Source organism: Luteibacter rhizovicinus DSM 16549, assembly GCF_001887595.1.
Taxonomy (GTDB): domain Bacteria; phylum Pseudomonadota; class Gammaproteobacteria; order Xanthomonadales; family Rhodanobacteraceae; genus Luteibacter; species Luteibacter rhizovicinus.
In genome coordinates, this window is sequence record NZ_CP017480.1 from 117,530 (window position 1) to 132,362 (window position 14,833).

The following is a 14,833-nucleotide window of genomic DNA, read 5'->3' on the forward strand; positions in this document are numbered from 1 at the left end:
CCTACGGCGGCGACCAGGCTGCTCCATGTGGGAGCCGGCTTTGCCGGCGATGGGGTTGCGGCTAATCCGCTCCGTTGGTTTTTCGCCGATGAATCGGCTCCCACAGGGATATCGGCAGCGGCTGCCGCGGCGCCGCAAGCCGCGCGAGGCGGCCCTCGGCTAAGATTGGCTTCTTTGCCAGTCGTACCAGCGGAGTAGTCATGCAGCTCGAACAGGTCAGGGCCGTCATCACCGGCGGCGCATCCGGTCTCGGCCACGCCGTCGCACAGCGCCTCGTCGCCGCGGGCGCGAAGGTCGCCCTTTTCGACGTCAACGAAGAGAAAGGCCATGCCGCTGCCGCCGCGCTCGGCAAGAACGCGAGCTTCCAGCGCACCGACGTCACCTCCGAAGAAGGTGTGACGGCCAACGTCGCCGCCGCCCAGGCCGCCATGGGTGGCCTCAACGTGGTGGTCAACTGCGCCGGCATCCTCGGCGCGGGCCGCGTGCTCGGCAAGGAAGGCCCGATGCCGCTGTCGACGTTCTCGGGCACCGTCATGGTGAACCTCGTCGGCAGCTTCAACGTGGCCAAGGCCGCCGCCCAGCTGATCCAGTCCAATGCGGCTGGCGAGGACGGCGAGCGCGGCGTCATCATCAACACCGCCTCGGTCGCTGCCTACGAAGGCCAGATCGGCCAGGCCGCCTACTCCGCCTCGAAGGGCGGCGTGGTCGGCATGACCCTGCCGATGGCGCGCGAGCTGGCCCGTTTCGGCATCCGCGTGAACACCATCGCGCCGGGCATCTTCTGGACTCCCATGGTCGACGGCATGCCGCCGGCCGTGCAGGAATCGCTGTCCGCTTCGATCCCCTTCCCGTCGCGTCTGGGCCGACCGGAAGAATTCGCCGACACCGTGGCCTTCATCATCAACAGCCGCTATCTCAATGGCGAAACGATCCGCCTCGACGGCGCCGTTCGCCTCGCTCCGAAATAATCCACGCCACGTACCCCACTCCCAAGACATCGAAGTCGAACGCCATGAAAGCATCTGATGTGAAGAAAGGTAATGTCGTCGAGCACGACGGCACCGTATACCAGGTTCGCGATATCGAACGCAGCTCGCCCTCGGCGCGCGGCGGCAACGTGACCTTCCGGTTCACGCTGTATTCGATCCCGGGCCAGCGCAAGTTCGATCTCAGCCTGCGCGCGGAAGACGAACTCAAGGAAGTCAGCCTCGAGCGCCGCCAGGCGAAGTTCTCGTACATGGACGGCGACAACTTCGTCTTCATGGACGATGAGGATTACACGCAGTACACACTCGGTCCCGATGTGGTCGGCGAGAACGCCGGCTACGTCGTCGAGGACCTCGAGGGTTACTACGTGCAGGTGATCGACGAAGCGCCGGTCGGCCTGCAGGTGCCTACCTCGGTCGTGCTGACCGTGACCGATACCGCACCCGAGCTGAAGGGTTCCAGTGCCACCAAGCGCAACAAGCCGGCCAAGCTGCAGACCGGCATCGAAGTGCAGGTCCCGGAATACATCACCAACGGGGAAAAAGTGACGGTGAATACGCTCACCGGCGAATTCGCCGGGCGCGCCTCGTGATCGCAGCGGGACGGAATGGCACCCGCGCTGTTCCGTCCCGCCATCCCGTTTACACCTCATGAGCCAGGCCTACTCGTTTCGCGCCAGCGTCGTCGACACGTTGATCCGGACGAAACGACCGGATGTGCCCATGCGGGTGGCCTTGCGCAACACAGCGGCCGTCGTCCTGCCGCTGACCGCGGGCATCGCGTTCGGACACCCGGAAGTCGGCATCGGTATCGCCGCCGGCGCACTCGACACCATGTTCTCGGACCAGCCCGGTCCGTACCAGCAACGCCTCAATCGGCTCTTCCTCGCCGCACTCGCGGCCGGACTCGCTTCACTGATCGGCTTCCTGCTGGGCGACCAGGTCCTGGCGATGTGCGTTGCCTGCATCGCGTGCGGCTTCTTCGGCGGCCTGCTGGTGGTGTTCGGCGCGGACATCGCCCGCGTAGGCATGACCAGCATGCTGCTCCTGGTGATCACGGCGGCCACGCCCAAGAGCATCGACGGCGCACTCGCTGGCGGTGGACTCATCTTCGCCGGCGGCATGCTCCTGGCCGCGTTCTCCATCGCGGCATGGCCGCTGCAGCGCTACCGGCCGGAGCGAGCCGCACTTGCCCTGGTCTATCGCGGGCTCGCGGACCTCGCGCAAAAGCCGCACAAGGATGGCGAAGCCCCTGGCATCACCGATGCGATGAACGCGCTGCAAGTCACCCTGCTCGGCCGTCATCATGCGCACGGACGTGCGATGGAAGCGTTCCGCGTCCTGCTCGAACTGGCCGAACGCATACGCCTCGAGCTCGTCGCGATGGCCGAGCTGGAACTGAAGCGCGAAACCATGGGCGAGATGTTCCGCAACGATGCCGCCCGCGTGCTCACCGCCACCGCCGACGCGCTGGACGCGGCCGAGCCACCGCAGCGCGCCGAACGCGCCCTGGCGACGCTCCAGGCAAGCGAGCGGGCCCTGCTCGCCGGCTCGACCGGCACGGGACTCGGCGCCCATATCCAGGCCTTGTCGGGCCAGCTCGCCGCCGTGGTCCGCAACACGAACTGGGCCGGCAGTCGCGGTGAAGAACGCGCCCAGCGTGCGGAAACCTCGCTGCCCGATACCTTGCGAAGCGCGTCGCCGCTGGCCACGCTGCGCGCGAACATCACGCCCCACTCGGTGGCGTTTCGACATGCCGTGCGTTGCGCCGTCGTGCTTACGCTGGCCTTCGCGGTGTCGCGTTATTTTCATCTGCCACACGGTTACTGGCTGCCGATGACGGCGGCCATCGTGCTGCGTCCCGACTTCGCTGCCACGTTCAACTTCGGCCTGTTGCGTGTCGTCGGCACCGTGCTCGGCCTGATGTTGACGACCTTCGTGCTGCGACTGACCCCGGATATCGTCTGGGCCCATATCGCGGTGATGGGTGTGCTCTGCGTCGCCTTCCGCTATCTCGCGGGCGCGCACTACGGCATCGCGGTGGCGGCCCTGACCGGCACCGTCGTCGTCCTGCTGTCGTTCGATGGCGTCGATCCCTTCAATGCGATGTCCGATCGCGTGCTCAATACCGCCCTGGGCAGTGCCATGGCCTTGCTGGCCTACGTACTCTGGCCGTCGTGGGAGCGCAGCCGCGCGCGTATCGCGTTGTCGGACATGCTTTGTGCGTACGCCGATTACCTCGACACCCTGGTCGAACCGGCCGATCGGACAACGCGTCATCAGGTCCGCAATGCCACGCGAACGGCGCGCACCAACGCCCAGGCGTCGGTCGACCGGCTGCGCGCCGAGCCTGGCACGCCCGCGGTACTGCAGGAGCTGGCCGAGACGCTGTACGCCAATGGCAATCGCCTCGCCCGTACGGCAATGACCCTCGAAGCCCTGATCGACATCGACCAGGTACCCGAGGAATGGGCGCACGTCGGCCCGTTCATCCGCGAGGCCTCCAGGGCCCTTCGTGCGCAAGGCGAAGCCCTGACGGTGGCGGAAGGCGCCACCGTGCCCCCGGATCTGCGCCTGCACCAACGGGCGCTGGTACAGGCACTGGCGCGAACGAAGGACCGGGAACTGGCCGACGCCATCGGGCGCCTGACCGACCGGCTCACGGACAACGTGGATACCGTGGCGCACGTGGTCACCCGGCGTTCCGTCACCCCGGGCTGATCACCTCGGGCTGACCCGGTGTCGTGCCGCACCTGCTCGTGTGTGCTGCACCGCGAGAGGCCCCCGACCGCCGCCGGCGCTACACTCGGCCCCATGCTGAAGATCGACACCCACGCGCACATCCTGCCCCGTGACTGGCCCGATCTCGCGGCCCGCTACGACGACGACCGTTTTCCCGTGATGACGCACACCAGCGGTCATCACCGGATCTACAAGGACGGCCGCTTCTTCCGCGAAGTCTGGGAGTCCGCCTTCGACGCGGAACACCGTATCGCCGACTACGCGCGCTTCGGCGTGGGCGTGCAGGTGGTCTCGACGGTGCCGGTGATGTTCTCGTACTGGGCCAAGGGCCATCAGGCACTGGAACTGCACACCCATCTCAATGACGACATGGCCACCGTCTGCCAGGCGCATCCGCGCCACTATGCGGGCATCGGCACGGTGCCGCTGCAGTCGCCGTCGCTGGCCATCCGCGAAATGGAGCGCTGCATCGACGAGCTCGGCCTGCAGGGCGTGCAGATCGGCTCGCATTGCAACGGATGGAACCTCGATGCGCCCGAGCTGTTCCCGTTCTTCGAAGCCGCCGCCGACCTCGATGCCGCCGTGCTGGTCCATCCGTGGGACATGATGGGCAGCGAGTCGATGCCCAAGTACTGGCTGCCCTGGCTGGTCGGCATGCCCGCCGAGCAGGCGCGGGCCGCCTGCGCACTGATCTTCGGTGGCGTGCTGGAGCGACTGCCCTCGCTGAAGATCATGCTCGCCCACGGCGGTGGCAGTTTCCCCTATTCGATCGGTCGTATCGAACATGGCTTCCGGATGCGACCGGACCTGGTCGCGACCGACAACGCGCGCAATCCGCGCGAGTACCTCTCGCGGCTGTATTTCGACTCCTGCGTGCACGATGACGCCGCGCTGCGCTACCTGCTCGAGGTCGCCGGCACCGACCGCGTCATGCTCGGCACCGACTACCCGTTCCCCTTGGGCGAACAGGAGCCGGGCAGCGGCATCGAGGCCCTCAGGCTCGACGATGCCTCCCGCGCACGCCTCTTCCATGGCACGGCGCTGGAATGGCTGGGCGTGCCGCTGTCGCGCTTCCAGACCATGTCCGCCGTGGCGTGACGTAACGCACATTGTGGCGGGCCATGCCCGGCCGGGCCCTGTGCAAGAATGCCCGCGTTGCGCCGCGCCGCCGCGGCCTATCGGGGAATCCTCAATCGTGAAGCGCCTCCTGCGTACCCTTCCGCTCGCTCTCCTCCTGGCCAGCACCTTCGCGGCGGCCACGGACGTCTCCCTGGCGGGCGGCGCCCTCCACGTACCGGTGCCGGACAACTGGGTGCCGATCATGCAGTCACAGGGCGATGTGACGGAAACCCAGGTCTTCCAGGTTCCGGGGTCATCCGCGGCGGATGCGACCCTGGCGCGCGTCTCCATCACCTTGCAGCAGGTGCCCAACCTCAACGGCTTCCAGCAGTTCTCGGGCAACCTGCGCAGCCACGCATCAGGCCTGAAGGAATACGTCGCCGGCAAGGTCACCTCGCCCACCGAAAACATCTACACGGCGAAAGAAGGCACGGTAAAGCTCGACTACTACGAGCGTTATTTCTACAGTGGCGGCTACGCGATCCAGCTCCGCTGCATCCGCCCCACCGGCGATGCCAAGTGGAATGCCTCGTTCGACAAGGGTTGCGCCGAGGTGGCGGCCCACATGCCCTCCTGATACCCAAGGTAGTCAACGTATGACCGGTTTCGAAGCGACGCGCGGTTGGGCCCAGTCCCAGGATGCGGCCGATCCCCTGCGCGCGTTCCGCGACGAATTCCACATCCCACCGCATCACGGGCGGGAGACCCTCTACTTCTGTGGCAATTCGCTCGGCCTGCAGCCCAAGGGCGTCCGTGCCGCCGTCGAGGCGGAACTGGCCGACTGGTCGGAGCTCGCCGTCGAAGCGCACTTCCGCGGTCGCTCGCCATGGATGCATTACCACGAGTATGTGCGCGACACGATGGCCGACGTGGTCGGCGCGCAACCGCACGAAGTGGTCGCCATGAATACGCTCGGGGTGAACCTGCACCTGATGATGGTCAGCTTCTATCGCCCGACGGTCGAGCGCCCGGCCATCCTCATGGAAGCCGGTGCGTTTCCCACCGATCGCTATGCCCTGGAATCGCAGGTGCGGTTTCATGGCTTCGATCCGGCTACCGACCTGATCGAGATCCAGCCCGATGGCCCCGGCGGCACGCTGTCGATGGCGGCGATCGAGCAGGCCATCGCGGAGCACGGCCATCGGGTGGCCCTCGTCGTCTTGCCCGGCGTGCAGTACCGCACCGGGCAGGTCTTCGACCTGGCGGCCATCGTGCGGCTGGCACGCGCGCAAGGCTGCCTCGTAGGCTTCGACCTCGCCCATGCCGTCGGCAACCTGCCGCTGGCACTGCATGACAGCGGCGCGGATTTCGCGGTGTGGTGCACGTACAAATATCTCAATGCCGGTCCCGGCGCCGTCGCCGGCTGCTTCGTGCACGAACGCCACGCAACCGCCGATGTGCCGCGTTTCGCCGGCTGGTGGGGACACGACAAGTCCACGCGTTTCCAGATGGGACCGCAATTCGTTCCTACGCCCGGAGCAGACGGCTGGCAGCTGTCGAACCCGCCGATTCTCGCGCTTGCGCCCTTGCGGGCCTCGCTGGATGTCTTCACGCGTGCCGGCATGCCCAACCTCGTGGCGAAGAGCCGTCGCCTCACTTCGTACCTCGACTGGCTCATTCGTAGCCGCCTCGACGATACGCTCGACATCGTCACGCCGAACGATCCGCAGCAGCGGGGCGCGCAGCTTTCCGTGCGCGTGCGTGCCGGTCGCGATGCGGGTCGTGCCTTGTTCGGTTACCTCGAGCAGCAGGGCATTATTGGCGACTGGCGCGAGCCCGATGTGATTCGTCTTTCGCCGACGCCGCTTTACAACCGGTTCGCCGATTGCCTCGGCGCTGTGGAAGCGATCGAAGCGTGGCGCGGGACGCAGGCATGAGCGTGCAGGAGCTGTTCCCGGCGCCGTATAGCGAACGTGGCGAAGGGTTCGTCGTGCAGGCGGTGACGCACTGGCTGCGCGTCGCACCGGGACGGGTCCTGTTCGGGTTGAAGGCGGGCGGCTTGCCTGTCGCCCTGCCCGATCGTCCGGCTGGCCTGTCGCACGCCGGTGTCGAAGCGAAGGTGGACGGGCATGTCACGGTTTGCGATGACGTGAGCAGCGTGTGGCTTCGCGAGCATCCGGAGGTGACGGATCGCTACATCGTGGCCTTACGCCAGGTGATGAAACACCCGCGTGCCCGCCTCGACGGCTTTGCGGTGCATGCCATTTTCACCGGTACCATCGAGCTGTTCGTCGGCTCGCGCATGGATCGTGTCGAGCTTGCGCTGGACGATGAGGACGGCACTTACGAGCGAGCCATGGACCTTCTTCGCAACGCGCCTCGCGATGTGCGTACGGCGTTTGCGATGCCGCCTGAGCCGGGCATGGGTAGCTTCGAGGATCCTGAGTTTCTTGCCGGGGAGCAGGCGTGGATCGATGGGGAGCGGGTGTTGATTGAATTCCTTCCCGACGAAGGCGGCCGCCTTGAGACAGTAGCAATGGACAGGGATATGCATCGCCGATGCAATAGAGCGAGCGTGGCATCCCATGATCGATGTGTCCCAGCGTATCCGGAGCGGACTTTCGCAGCTGACCTGAGCGCACTCGCCTTTGCTTCGTCATTCAGTTTATAGAAACGTATCGGGCCTCTGCCACCGAAACTCGCATGGCTTCGCGGCATGAGCCGTAGAACAGTGCGCGAGTCCGCGAAGGCGGAGGGCGCGCATCCCACGGTAAACAGCGGAACAGGACGTTCTCGAGGGATAAAGCCATCTCCTACTCACAAGCGAGGTGAACTCCAATTCCCCGGTGAAACATGATCGCGCAGCATACGGCCAGTGCGGCCGTGCCATGACGAAGCGCCGCGATCTAAACACCGCGAGACAGAATCATGCGTTTGATACCCATGCCCGTGGCACTTGCAATAGCGGCCATGCCGTCTTGCATTTACGCTAGCGACTTGCTGGACGCCTACAACCATGCTCGCTCTAACGATCCAACCGTCTCTCGCTTCAACTCGCTAAAACGCTCAGCGAGCGAAGGAATTGCCCTTGCTCGAGCGCCGCTCCTTCCGAGCATCTCCGCCAAGATAAGCCTGAGCGAGCAAGTCTCCCATGGCTCCGTCATGGCGCAGGGATGGCAAGCTTCAGATGGCAGATCCCGCGAGACGAGCAATCAAAGAACCACGGACGTCACCCGCAAGCGCAGCGCGTCGATCACGGCCAGTCAGAGCATCCTCTCCTTAGCCAAATCCGCCGACTTGAGGGCTGCAAGGTTGAGTTCATACGCTCAGAATGCAGCCTACGAGGCTGCACTTCAGCAACTGGCCGGACGCGTTGCCACAACCTACTTCAGAGTGTTGATGAACGATGATGCCCTGTCGTTTGCAAAAGAGAACGAGCGAGTCGTAGCACAGCAGCTTGAACGGGCCGAGCAACGCTCTTACGTCGGATTGTCGGCCGTCAGTGACATACAGAACGCGAGGGCTCGCCGCAGCACCGCGACAGCATCGGTGATCGACGCAGAAAAAGAGCTTTCCGATTCGCGTGAAGCCCTGACCCAGATCACCGGCCAGCCGACAGAAGCCCTCAAGAAGTTGCGAGCCCAGCTTCCCTTGGATCTCCCCTCACTTAGCGGCCTGGAAAGCTGGGTTTCACAGGCAGCGGAAGAAAGCCCAATCGTCCTCGCATTAAAATACAAGGTTGAATCGGCTGAACAACGCATTTCCTCGGCTCGCGCTCGTCACCTGCCGACCATCGATGCAGCTGTCGGATATAGGAAGACAGGCATCTGGCCGCGGAATGATAACGCAGTGGCCGCTGCTAACGGCCGCGGCGACAATGGTCGCGGCACGATCACCGTTGGCCTTGTGCTAAAAATCCCCATCTTCGGCAGGAATACGGCGCTATCCGGTGTGCGACAAGCAATCCACCAGCGCGACGCCGCGCAGGACGAGCTGGAAAGTACACGTCGCCAGGTCGCGCGCGAGATCCAAAACCGCTATCGATCCGTCATTGGTGGCATAAGCAAAATCGAATCGACTAAGTCTGCGGCTGAATCATCGGACGGCGCGCTCGATGCAACGCAGGCGGGTCTGGAGATCGGCACGCGCACCTTAGCGGACGTGTTAGCAGCGGAGCTGAACCTGTCCGTAGCACTCGGCAATTACTCTCGAGCTCGCCACCAATTCATCCTCGACAAGCTACTCTTAAAACAGGCGGCGGGCACGGTAGAACTAAATGACCTCAAAGCCATTAATTCGCTCCTCCAATAGGACATAGCCACGGGACCGGAACGAGCCGTCCAAACGACGCTCGACATTTTCGCAATCCAGACACATCGTACTTGAATCGAGAGAAAGGACTTGGCGACCACGCACGGAGCAGAAACGGCGCAAATGCATCGTATTTTCACAAACGACATCGATCCATGCGCTCATCTCACCGCAACGCGTAGGCACCCTCTGAGCACTCGTAGGTCCAACAATTAGCGCTCGTCGGCCAGATAGTAAGGCAAGACGAAGGCTCGGATCGTTCCGAGATTCGATGGGAGTCGTGGTGCGCGATGATCGACGTGATCGAGAGGATTCAAACGTATCTGGGCCGGCCTAGCGATCCCCTTCGCGCCGCAACTCGTCGAGGCTCTCCTGCGCAGCGGCACGCACATCCGAATCCGGGTCCGCTGCCAGCGCCACGAGTGCGGCCACGGAACGCTCAGACTCTTCCATAAATTCCAGTAGCCACGCCACGACCCAGCGGACGTCCGGTGACGAATCCTTAGCTGCGTCGAGGATGACTTCCCAGGCCTCGTCTCCGCGGAGGTGCCCGAGGGCAGACACGGCTGCGAGCCGGACCTCGTCGTCCGTGTCGTGCGCCATGCGCGACAGCAAGGGAATGCTCCGCGCATGAAAGGGGTAGTCAGGCGTACCGAACTGACCGAGCGCATACGCGGCCACTTCACGCACATAGGCTTCGGCATGTGATGCAAGCCCCGCAATGCGCTCGAAGTCGGTGCTACTGCCGCCTGATAGATGAAGCAGGAAGCCCGCTGAAGACCGCACGATCCGGTCGTCGTCTGTAAGGAGGTCGATCAATTGCGATGTACTGCAATCGCTCATGCCCTTTCGTACGAAATAGCGCGAAAGCATCCCGGTTTCGTCGTCGGTATCCAGCATCTGATCGCTCCTTAGGCCCTCACGCGCGTCAGCGCCTCACTCCGAGGTGGGGTGCCTTACCTGCCCTTCACCACGCACCACGAAGCGCTCGACCGTCAACGATTCCGCCCCCATCGGGCCATAGGCGTGCAAGCGCGTCGTCGAAATACCGATCTCGGTACCTAGCCCCAACTCACCGCCGTCGCTGAAACGCGACGAGGCGTTGACCATTACCACGGCCGAGCGGATCGCACGGATGAAATGTCCGGCGGCCGCGTCATCACGCGTGGCAATGACTTCGGTATGGTCCGAGCCATAGCGACGGATGTGCGTGATGGCTTCGTCGATGTTGTCGACGACGCGTACCGCGATCACAAGGTCGAGGAATTCGGCGGCGTAGTCGTCTTCCGTGGCTGGCGTCACGTCGGCGACCTGCGCGCGAGTGGCATCGTCGCCACGTACGTCGACCGCGAGTTCACGTAGACGTGCGATGGCTCGCGGCAGGAATTTGGCGGCGATGTCCTCATGAACCAGCAAGGTCTCCAGCGCATTGCACACGCCCGGCCGACTGGTCTTCCCGTCCACCAGCAGCCGTAGCGCGAGATCGAAATCGGCCTCACGATCCACGTAAAGATGGCAGACACCCTTGTAGTGCTTGATGACCGGCACGCGCGCGTGCTCCGCGACGAAGCGGATCAGGCCTTCGCCGCCGCGGGGGATCGCGAGATCCACGATGTCGGTGAGCTGGAGTAGCTCGATCATGGTTTCGCGGCGCGGATCGTCGATCAGGGTCAGCGCGGCCTCGGGAAGGCCGCTCGACTTCAGTGCGCGACGCAGCGCCGTGGCGATCGCGATGTTCGAATGCATCGCATCGGAACCACCACGCAGGATCACCGCATTTCCCGCCATCAGGCACAACGCGGCGGCATCGGCCGTGACGTTCGGCCTCGCCTCGTAAATCATCGCGATCACACCGAGCGGAATGCGCACGCGTTCGACGACGATTCCATTGGGGCGCGTCTCGCGGCGTGTCGTGATGCCGACAGGATCCGGCAGTGTCGCGACCTCGCGGATCGCCGCGACGATGCCAGCGATCCGCGTGGCATCGAGGCACAGGCGATCGAGCATGGCGTCGCTGGTGCCGTTGGCTCGAGCGGCATCCATATCCCTGGCGTTGGCCGCGAGTACGGTGGCTTCTTCAGCGGCAAGGGCGTTCGCCATGGCATGCAGGAGGCGTCGTTTCGCCTCGGTATCCAGGCCCGCAATCGCCGCCGAGGCGTCCCGGCAGGCCAGCGCCTTGTCACGCAGGGAGATGGGCATCGCGACCTCGTTCATGACGTCAGGGCCACGAGATCGTCGCGGTGCACGACGTTCTCGCCGTAACTGTAGCCCAGCGCGATCTCGATATCCCGCGTGTGCCGGCGGGCGATACGGCGAACATCGGCGGCCGAGTACTGGGCGATGCCGCGTGCGAAGGGGGCTTTCTCATCAGCGATATCGACCACGTCGCCGCGGGCAAAGTCACCTTCCGCCGCAACCACCCCGCCCGGAAGTAGCGAGGCACCGCGGGTACGCAGGGCGTCGACGGCCCCGGCATCGACCGTGATCTTGCCGGCCGGTGGTGCGTGGCGTAGCCAGTACTTGCGGGCAGCCATCCGGGTGCGCGGTGCACGCAGGCGGGTGCCGGTCAGGGTGCCCTCCGCCAGCCCCTCGATACAGGCGACATCGCGGCCGTCGAACAGGATCGTCTCGATGCCCGCCGCCGCGGCCTTGCCCGCCGCTTCGAGCTTCGTGCGCATGCCGCCGGTGCCCGCCGCGCTGCCAGCGCCCCCGGCGCTGGCCAGGTGCGCATCGGTGACTTCAGCGACATCGTCGATGGGCTGCGCGAAGGGATCGGTGCGAGGGTTCGCGGAGTACAACCCGGCGACGTCGGAGGCGATGAAGAGAACGTCCGCATCGACGAGTGCCGCCACGATCGCGGCGAGGTTGTCGTTATCGCCGAGCTTGAGCTCATCGACCGCAACGGTGTCGTTTTCGTTGATGACCGGGATCGCACCGAGCGAGAGCAGCTCGCGCAGCGTGGTGCGCGCGTTGAGGTAACGACGGCGGTTGCGCAGGTCGTCGTGAGTAAGCAGTACCTGGGCGACCGGCGCGTCGAAGAACGTCTGCCAGAGGGCGATGAGGCGCGTCTGGCCGAGGGCGGCGAGTGCCTGGCGTCCCGTCAGGCCCGCACCGCGTTCCGGCGTGGCGAGACCCCGTCCGGCTGCCACGGCACCGGACGACACGATGACGATCTCGCGGCCGGCGCTGCGACTGCGGGCGACGAAGGTCGCGAGGGCTTCGGCGTGGCGGCCCGTAAGGCTGCCTTCGGCGGTGGTCAGCAGGCTACTGCCGACCTTGAGGACGGCGCGGTGCCAGCGGGGGAGCGGTTGGGGAGCGAAAGCGGTTGGCATGATCCTTCCTGTCGTTGTGGCGCATCCATTCGCCGCTGAAGCGGCTCCCACAAGAGCATCGCCGATGAATCGGCTCCTACCGAGCAGGGTGCCGTGATGTGGCATTTCCCTGCTCGGTAGGAGCCGCTTCAGCGGCGATCAGCCCGCAAGGGCTGACAATCTTGCACGCAACGTGTCCAGCATAAGGTCGTTCCCCGCACCCGGCGAGGTACGCGCCGCCAGGCTCGATTCCGGCGTGCGTCCGTCGCCCGACGACGACGCCGTCTCGGCCGCGGCCCGGTAGGCGTCGCGGAATGGGACACCTGCCACGGCCGCCTCGATCGCCACGTCCGTCGCGTACATCGCCGGCTCGATCGCGGCGCGCATCTTTTCCGCCTTCCAGCTGAAACGGGCGAGAAGATCCGGCAGCAACTCCAGAGCACCCAGGCCCATCGAAAAGCCATGGAACAGCGAGCCCTTGGAGAACTGCAGGTCGCGCTGGTAGCCAGACGGCAAGGACAGCAACTGCTCGATCTCCGTACGTGCCGCGGCCACGCTGGCGTAGCTGGCCCGCAGCAGTTCGACGACGTCCGGATTGCGCTTGTTCGGCATGATGGACGAGCCCGTCGTGTATTCGCCGGGCAGGCTGACGAAATCGAACTCGGCCGTGGTGAACAGCGAGAGATCCCACGCCAGTCGGCGCGTATCGAGCAGCGCGGTGCCGACGGCATCGAGGGCGGCCATCTCGAACTTGCCGCGAGACAGCTGGGCGTAAATCGGCGAGACCTGCATGCGACCGAAGCCGAGCGCCGCCGTTGTGTGCGCACGGTCCAGTGCCACATTGACGCCGTAGCCGGCCGCCGTACCCAACGGGTTGGCGTCGATCAGCGCCAGCGCCTGGCGCGCACGCAGTGTGTTGTCGATGAAGGCCTCCGCGAACGCGGCAAACCACATGCCTGTCGACGAAACCACCGCGCGCTGGATATGCGTGTAACCGGGCATCGGCACGGAATCGCCGGCGGCGCGCTGCAGGCACACCTCGGCGATCGCGCGGCATAGCGTCTCCAGCGTCGACAGCTTTTCCTTCAGCCACAGGCGCGTGGCGACGAGGATCTGGTCGTTGCGGCTGCGCCCCGTATGCACGCGCCGACCCGCATCGCCAAGACGCTCGGTGAGACGCGCTTCGATGGCGGAGTGCCCATCCTCGAAACGATCGTCGAGGACGAACACACCGGCCGAAAAGTCGCCCGCCAGCACGTCGAGTTCGCGAAGCAGCGCGTCGCGTTCTTCGCCGGAGACCACGCCGATATTGGCCAGGCCTTCGACGTGCGCCTTGCTCGCGGTGATGTCGTGCAGGAAGAACTCGCGGTCGAGGACCACGTCGTTACCGGCCAGGAAGCGCATGATGCGTGCGTCGACCTGCGTATCGGATTTCTGCCAGAGCGGCTGGGTCATCGTAAGGTCCTTTCGCTCAGAGCGGAATGGCGGTGAGCTCGTCGAAGCCGAGCGCACGGTTGACGTTCTGCATCGCCTGGGTGGCGGCGCCCTTGAGCAGGTTATCCAGTGTCGCGACAACGACCACACGACGGCCATCGGCCGACATCGTGAAGCCACCGATGTCCAGGTGGTGCCGATTCGCTACCTGGCTGACCCACGGCGCTTCATCGACCACATGGATGAGTTTGTCCTTGTCGAAACGTGCCTCGAAGCGCAACACGATCTCCTCGCGCTTGGCCGGCTTGGCGAGATACAGGTTGGTCGTCACGGTCAGCCCGCGAAAATGCGGGGCGACGTGCGGCATGAATTCCACCGGCAACCCGAGGTGGCGGCTCGCTTCCTTCTCGTGCATATGCCCGGTAAGCGCATACGGCATGAGGTTGTCGCGCAGCTTTTCCGGATCGTTGCGGTCCGACGGCGTGGTACCGGCGCCGGAGTAACCGGAAACACCGAACGAGACGGGCGGTGCCGCCAACAGATCCTTGATCGGTGCGATCGACACCTGGATGGCCGTGGCGTAGCAACCCGGATTGCTGATGCGCTTTTCGCCGCGCCAACGATCGCGGTACAGCTCCGGCAGACCGTAGTACCAGCGCTCGTCGAAGCGATAGTCGGCGGACAGGTCGATGATGACGGTGGAACCGCCGGCCTTGTCGATGGCCTCGACGTACGGTGCCGCCTTGCCGTTCGGCAACGCGAGGATGACGACGTCCGCCGCCTGCGCCGCGACGCCTTCCGGGTCGAGATTGCTGTATGCCAGCTCACCCGTGTAAGCATCGCTGTGATCGGCCAGGCGCTGGCCGTTCAGTTCACGCGAGGAAACGAAGGCGAGCGCGAGGTGCGGATGGTTCGCGATGAGCTTGATCAGTTCGGCGCCCGTATGGCCGCGCGCGCCGACGATCCCGATGGTCTTGGTTGCCATGACCG

13 protein-coding genes are annotated in these 14,833 nt (G+C 65.0%); 8 read left to right on the plus strand and 5 right to left on the minus strand.

Translation table 11 applies throughout. From position 1 onward, the window contains the following. Positions 1 to 200: 200 nt before the first annotated feature. From BJI69_RS00615 to BJI69_RS00650, 8 genes are all read left to right on the plus strand, one after another. The gene (locus tag BJI69_RS00615) at positions 201 to 968 is read left to right on the plus strand and encodes an SDR family NAD(P)-dependent oxidoreductase (RefSeq protein ID WP_046967392.1); all 768 of its coding nucleotides are present in this window, start codon (positions 201 to 203) and stop codon (positions 966 to 968) included. A gap of 44 nt (positions 969 to 1,012) precedes the next feature. Then, entirely contained in the window at positions 1,013 to 1,579 is a 567-nt protein-coding gene (gene efpL / locus BJI69_RS00620; RefSeq protein WP_046967393.1) for an elongation factor P-like protein EfpL, read from the plus strand. A 58-nt stretch (positions 1,580 to 1,637) separates the two neighbouring features. After that, positions 1,638 to 3,707, plus strand: coding sequence for an FUSC family protein (locus tag BJI69_RS00625; RefSeq protein ID WP_046967394.1), 2,070 nt, complete (start codon positions 1,638 to 1,640; stop codon positions 3,705 to 3,707). Positions 3,708 to 3,800: 93 nt separating this feature from the next. Beyond that, positions 3,801 to 4,826 (plus strand): amidohydrolase family protein, encoded by a 1,026-nt coding sequence (locus BJI69_RS00630; protein ID WP_046967395.1) that lies wholly within the window; start codon positions 3,801 to 3,803, stop codon positions 4,824 to 4,826. Between the two features lie 97 nt (positions 4,827 to 4,923). Further along, positions 4,924 to 5,424 (plus strand): hypothetical protein, encoded by a 501-nt coding sequence (locus BJI69_RS00635; RefSeq protein ID WP_046967396.1) that lies wholly within the window; start codon positions 4,924 to 4,926, stop codon positions 5,422 to 5,424. A gap of 19 nt (positions 5,425 to 5,443) precedes the next feature. Then, positions 5,444 to 6,724 (plus strand): kynureninase, encoded by a 1,281-nt coding sequence (kynU, locus tag BJI69_RS00640; protein WP_046967397.1) that lies wholly within the window; start codon positions 5,444 to 5,446, stop codon positions 6,722 to 6,724. Between the two features lie 62 nt (positions 6,725 to 6,786). Further along, entirely contained in the window at positions 6,787 to 7,458 is a 672-nt protein-coding gene (locus BJI69_RS00645) for a hypothetical protein (RefSeq protein ID WP_125902949.1), read from the plus strand. Between the two features lie 326 nt (positions 7,459 to 7,784). Beyond that, a complete protein-coding gene (locus tag BJI69_RS00650; protein WP_162200979.1) occupies positions 7,785 to 9,098 on the plus strand; it encodes a TolC family outer membrane protein in 1,314 nt (437 codons plus the stop codon). A gap of 333 nt (positions 9,099 to 9,431) precedes the next feature. Here BJI69_RS00650 and BJI69_RS00655 read toward each other — a convergent pair whose 3' ends face one another. From BJI69_RS00655 to argC, 5 genes are all read right to left on the minus strand, one after another. Beyond that, positions 9,432 to 9,998 carry a HEAT repeat domain-containing protein gene (locus BJI69_RS00655; protein WP_046967400.1) on the minus strand — a complete coding sequence of 189 codons (567 nt, stop codon included), beginning with the start codon at positions 9,996 to 9,998 and terminating at the stop codon, positions 9,432 to 9,434. A 36-nt stretch (positions 9,999 to 10,034) separates the two neighbouring features. Beyond that, positions 10,035 to 11,297: a glutamate-5-semialdehyde dehydrogenase gene (locus BJI69_RS00660; RefSeq protein ID WP_425476868.1), complete on the minus strand. Its 1,263-nt coding sequence runs from the start codon at positions 11,295 to 11,297 to the stop codon at positions 10,035 to 10,037. 11 nt (positions 11,298 to 11,308) lie between these two features. Further along, complete coding sequence (gene proB / locus BJI69_RS00665) at positions 11,309 to 12,430, minus strand: glutamate 5-kinase (RefSeq protein WP_046978921.1); 1,122 nt, start codon at positions 12,428 to 12,430, stop codon at positions 11,309 to 11,311. A 138-nt stretch (positions 12,431 to 12,568) separates the two neighbouring features. Further along, positions 12,569 to 13,864, minus strand: coding sequence for an argininosuccinate lyase (locus BJI69_RS00670; protein WP_046978922.1), 1,296 nt, complete (start codon positions 13,862 to 13,864; stop codon positions 12,569 to 12,571). 16 nt (positions 13,865 to 13,880) lie between these two features. Then, positions 13,881 to 14,828: an N-acetyl-gamma-glutamyl-phosphate reductase gene (gene argC / locus BJI69_RS00675; protein ID WP_046978923.1), complete on the minus strand. Its 948-nt coding sequence runs from the start codon at positions 14,826 to 14,828 to the stop codon at positions 13,881 to 13,883. Positions 14,829 to 14,833: the final 5 nt, after the last annotated feature.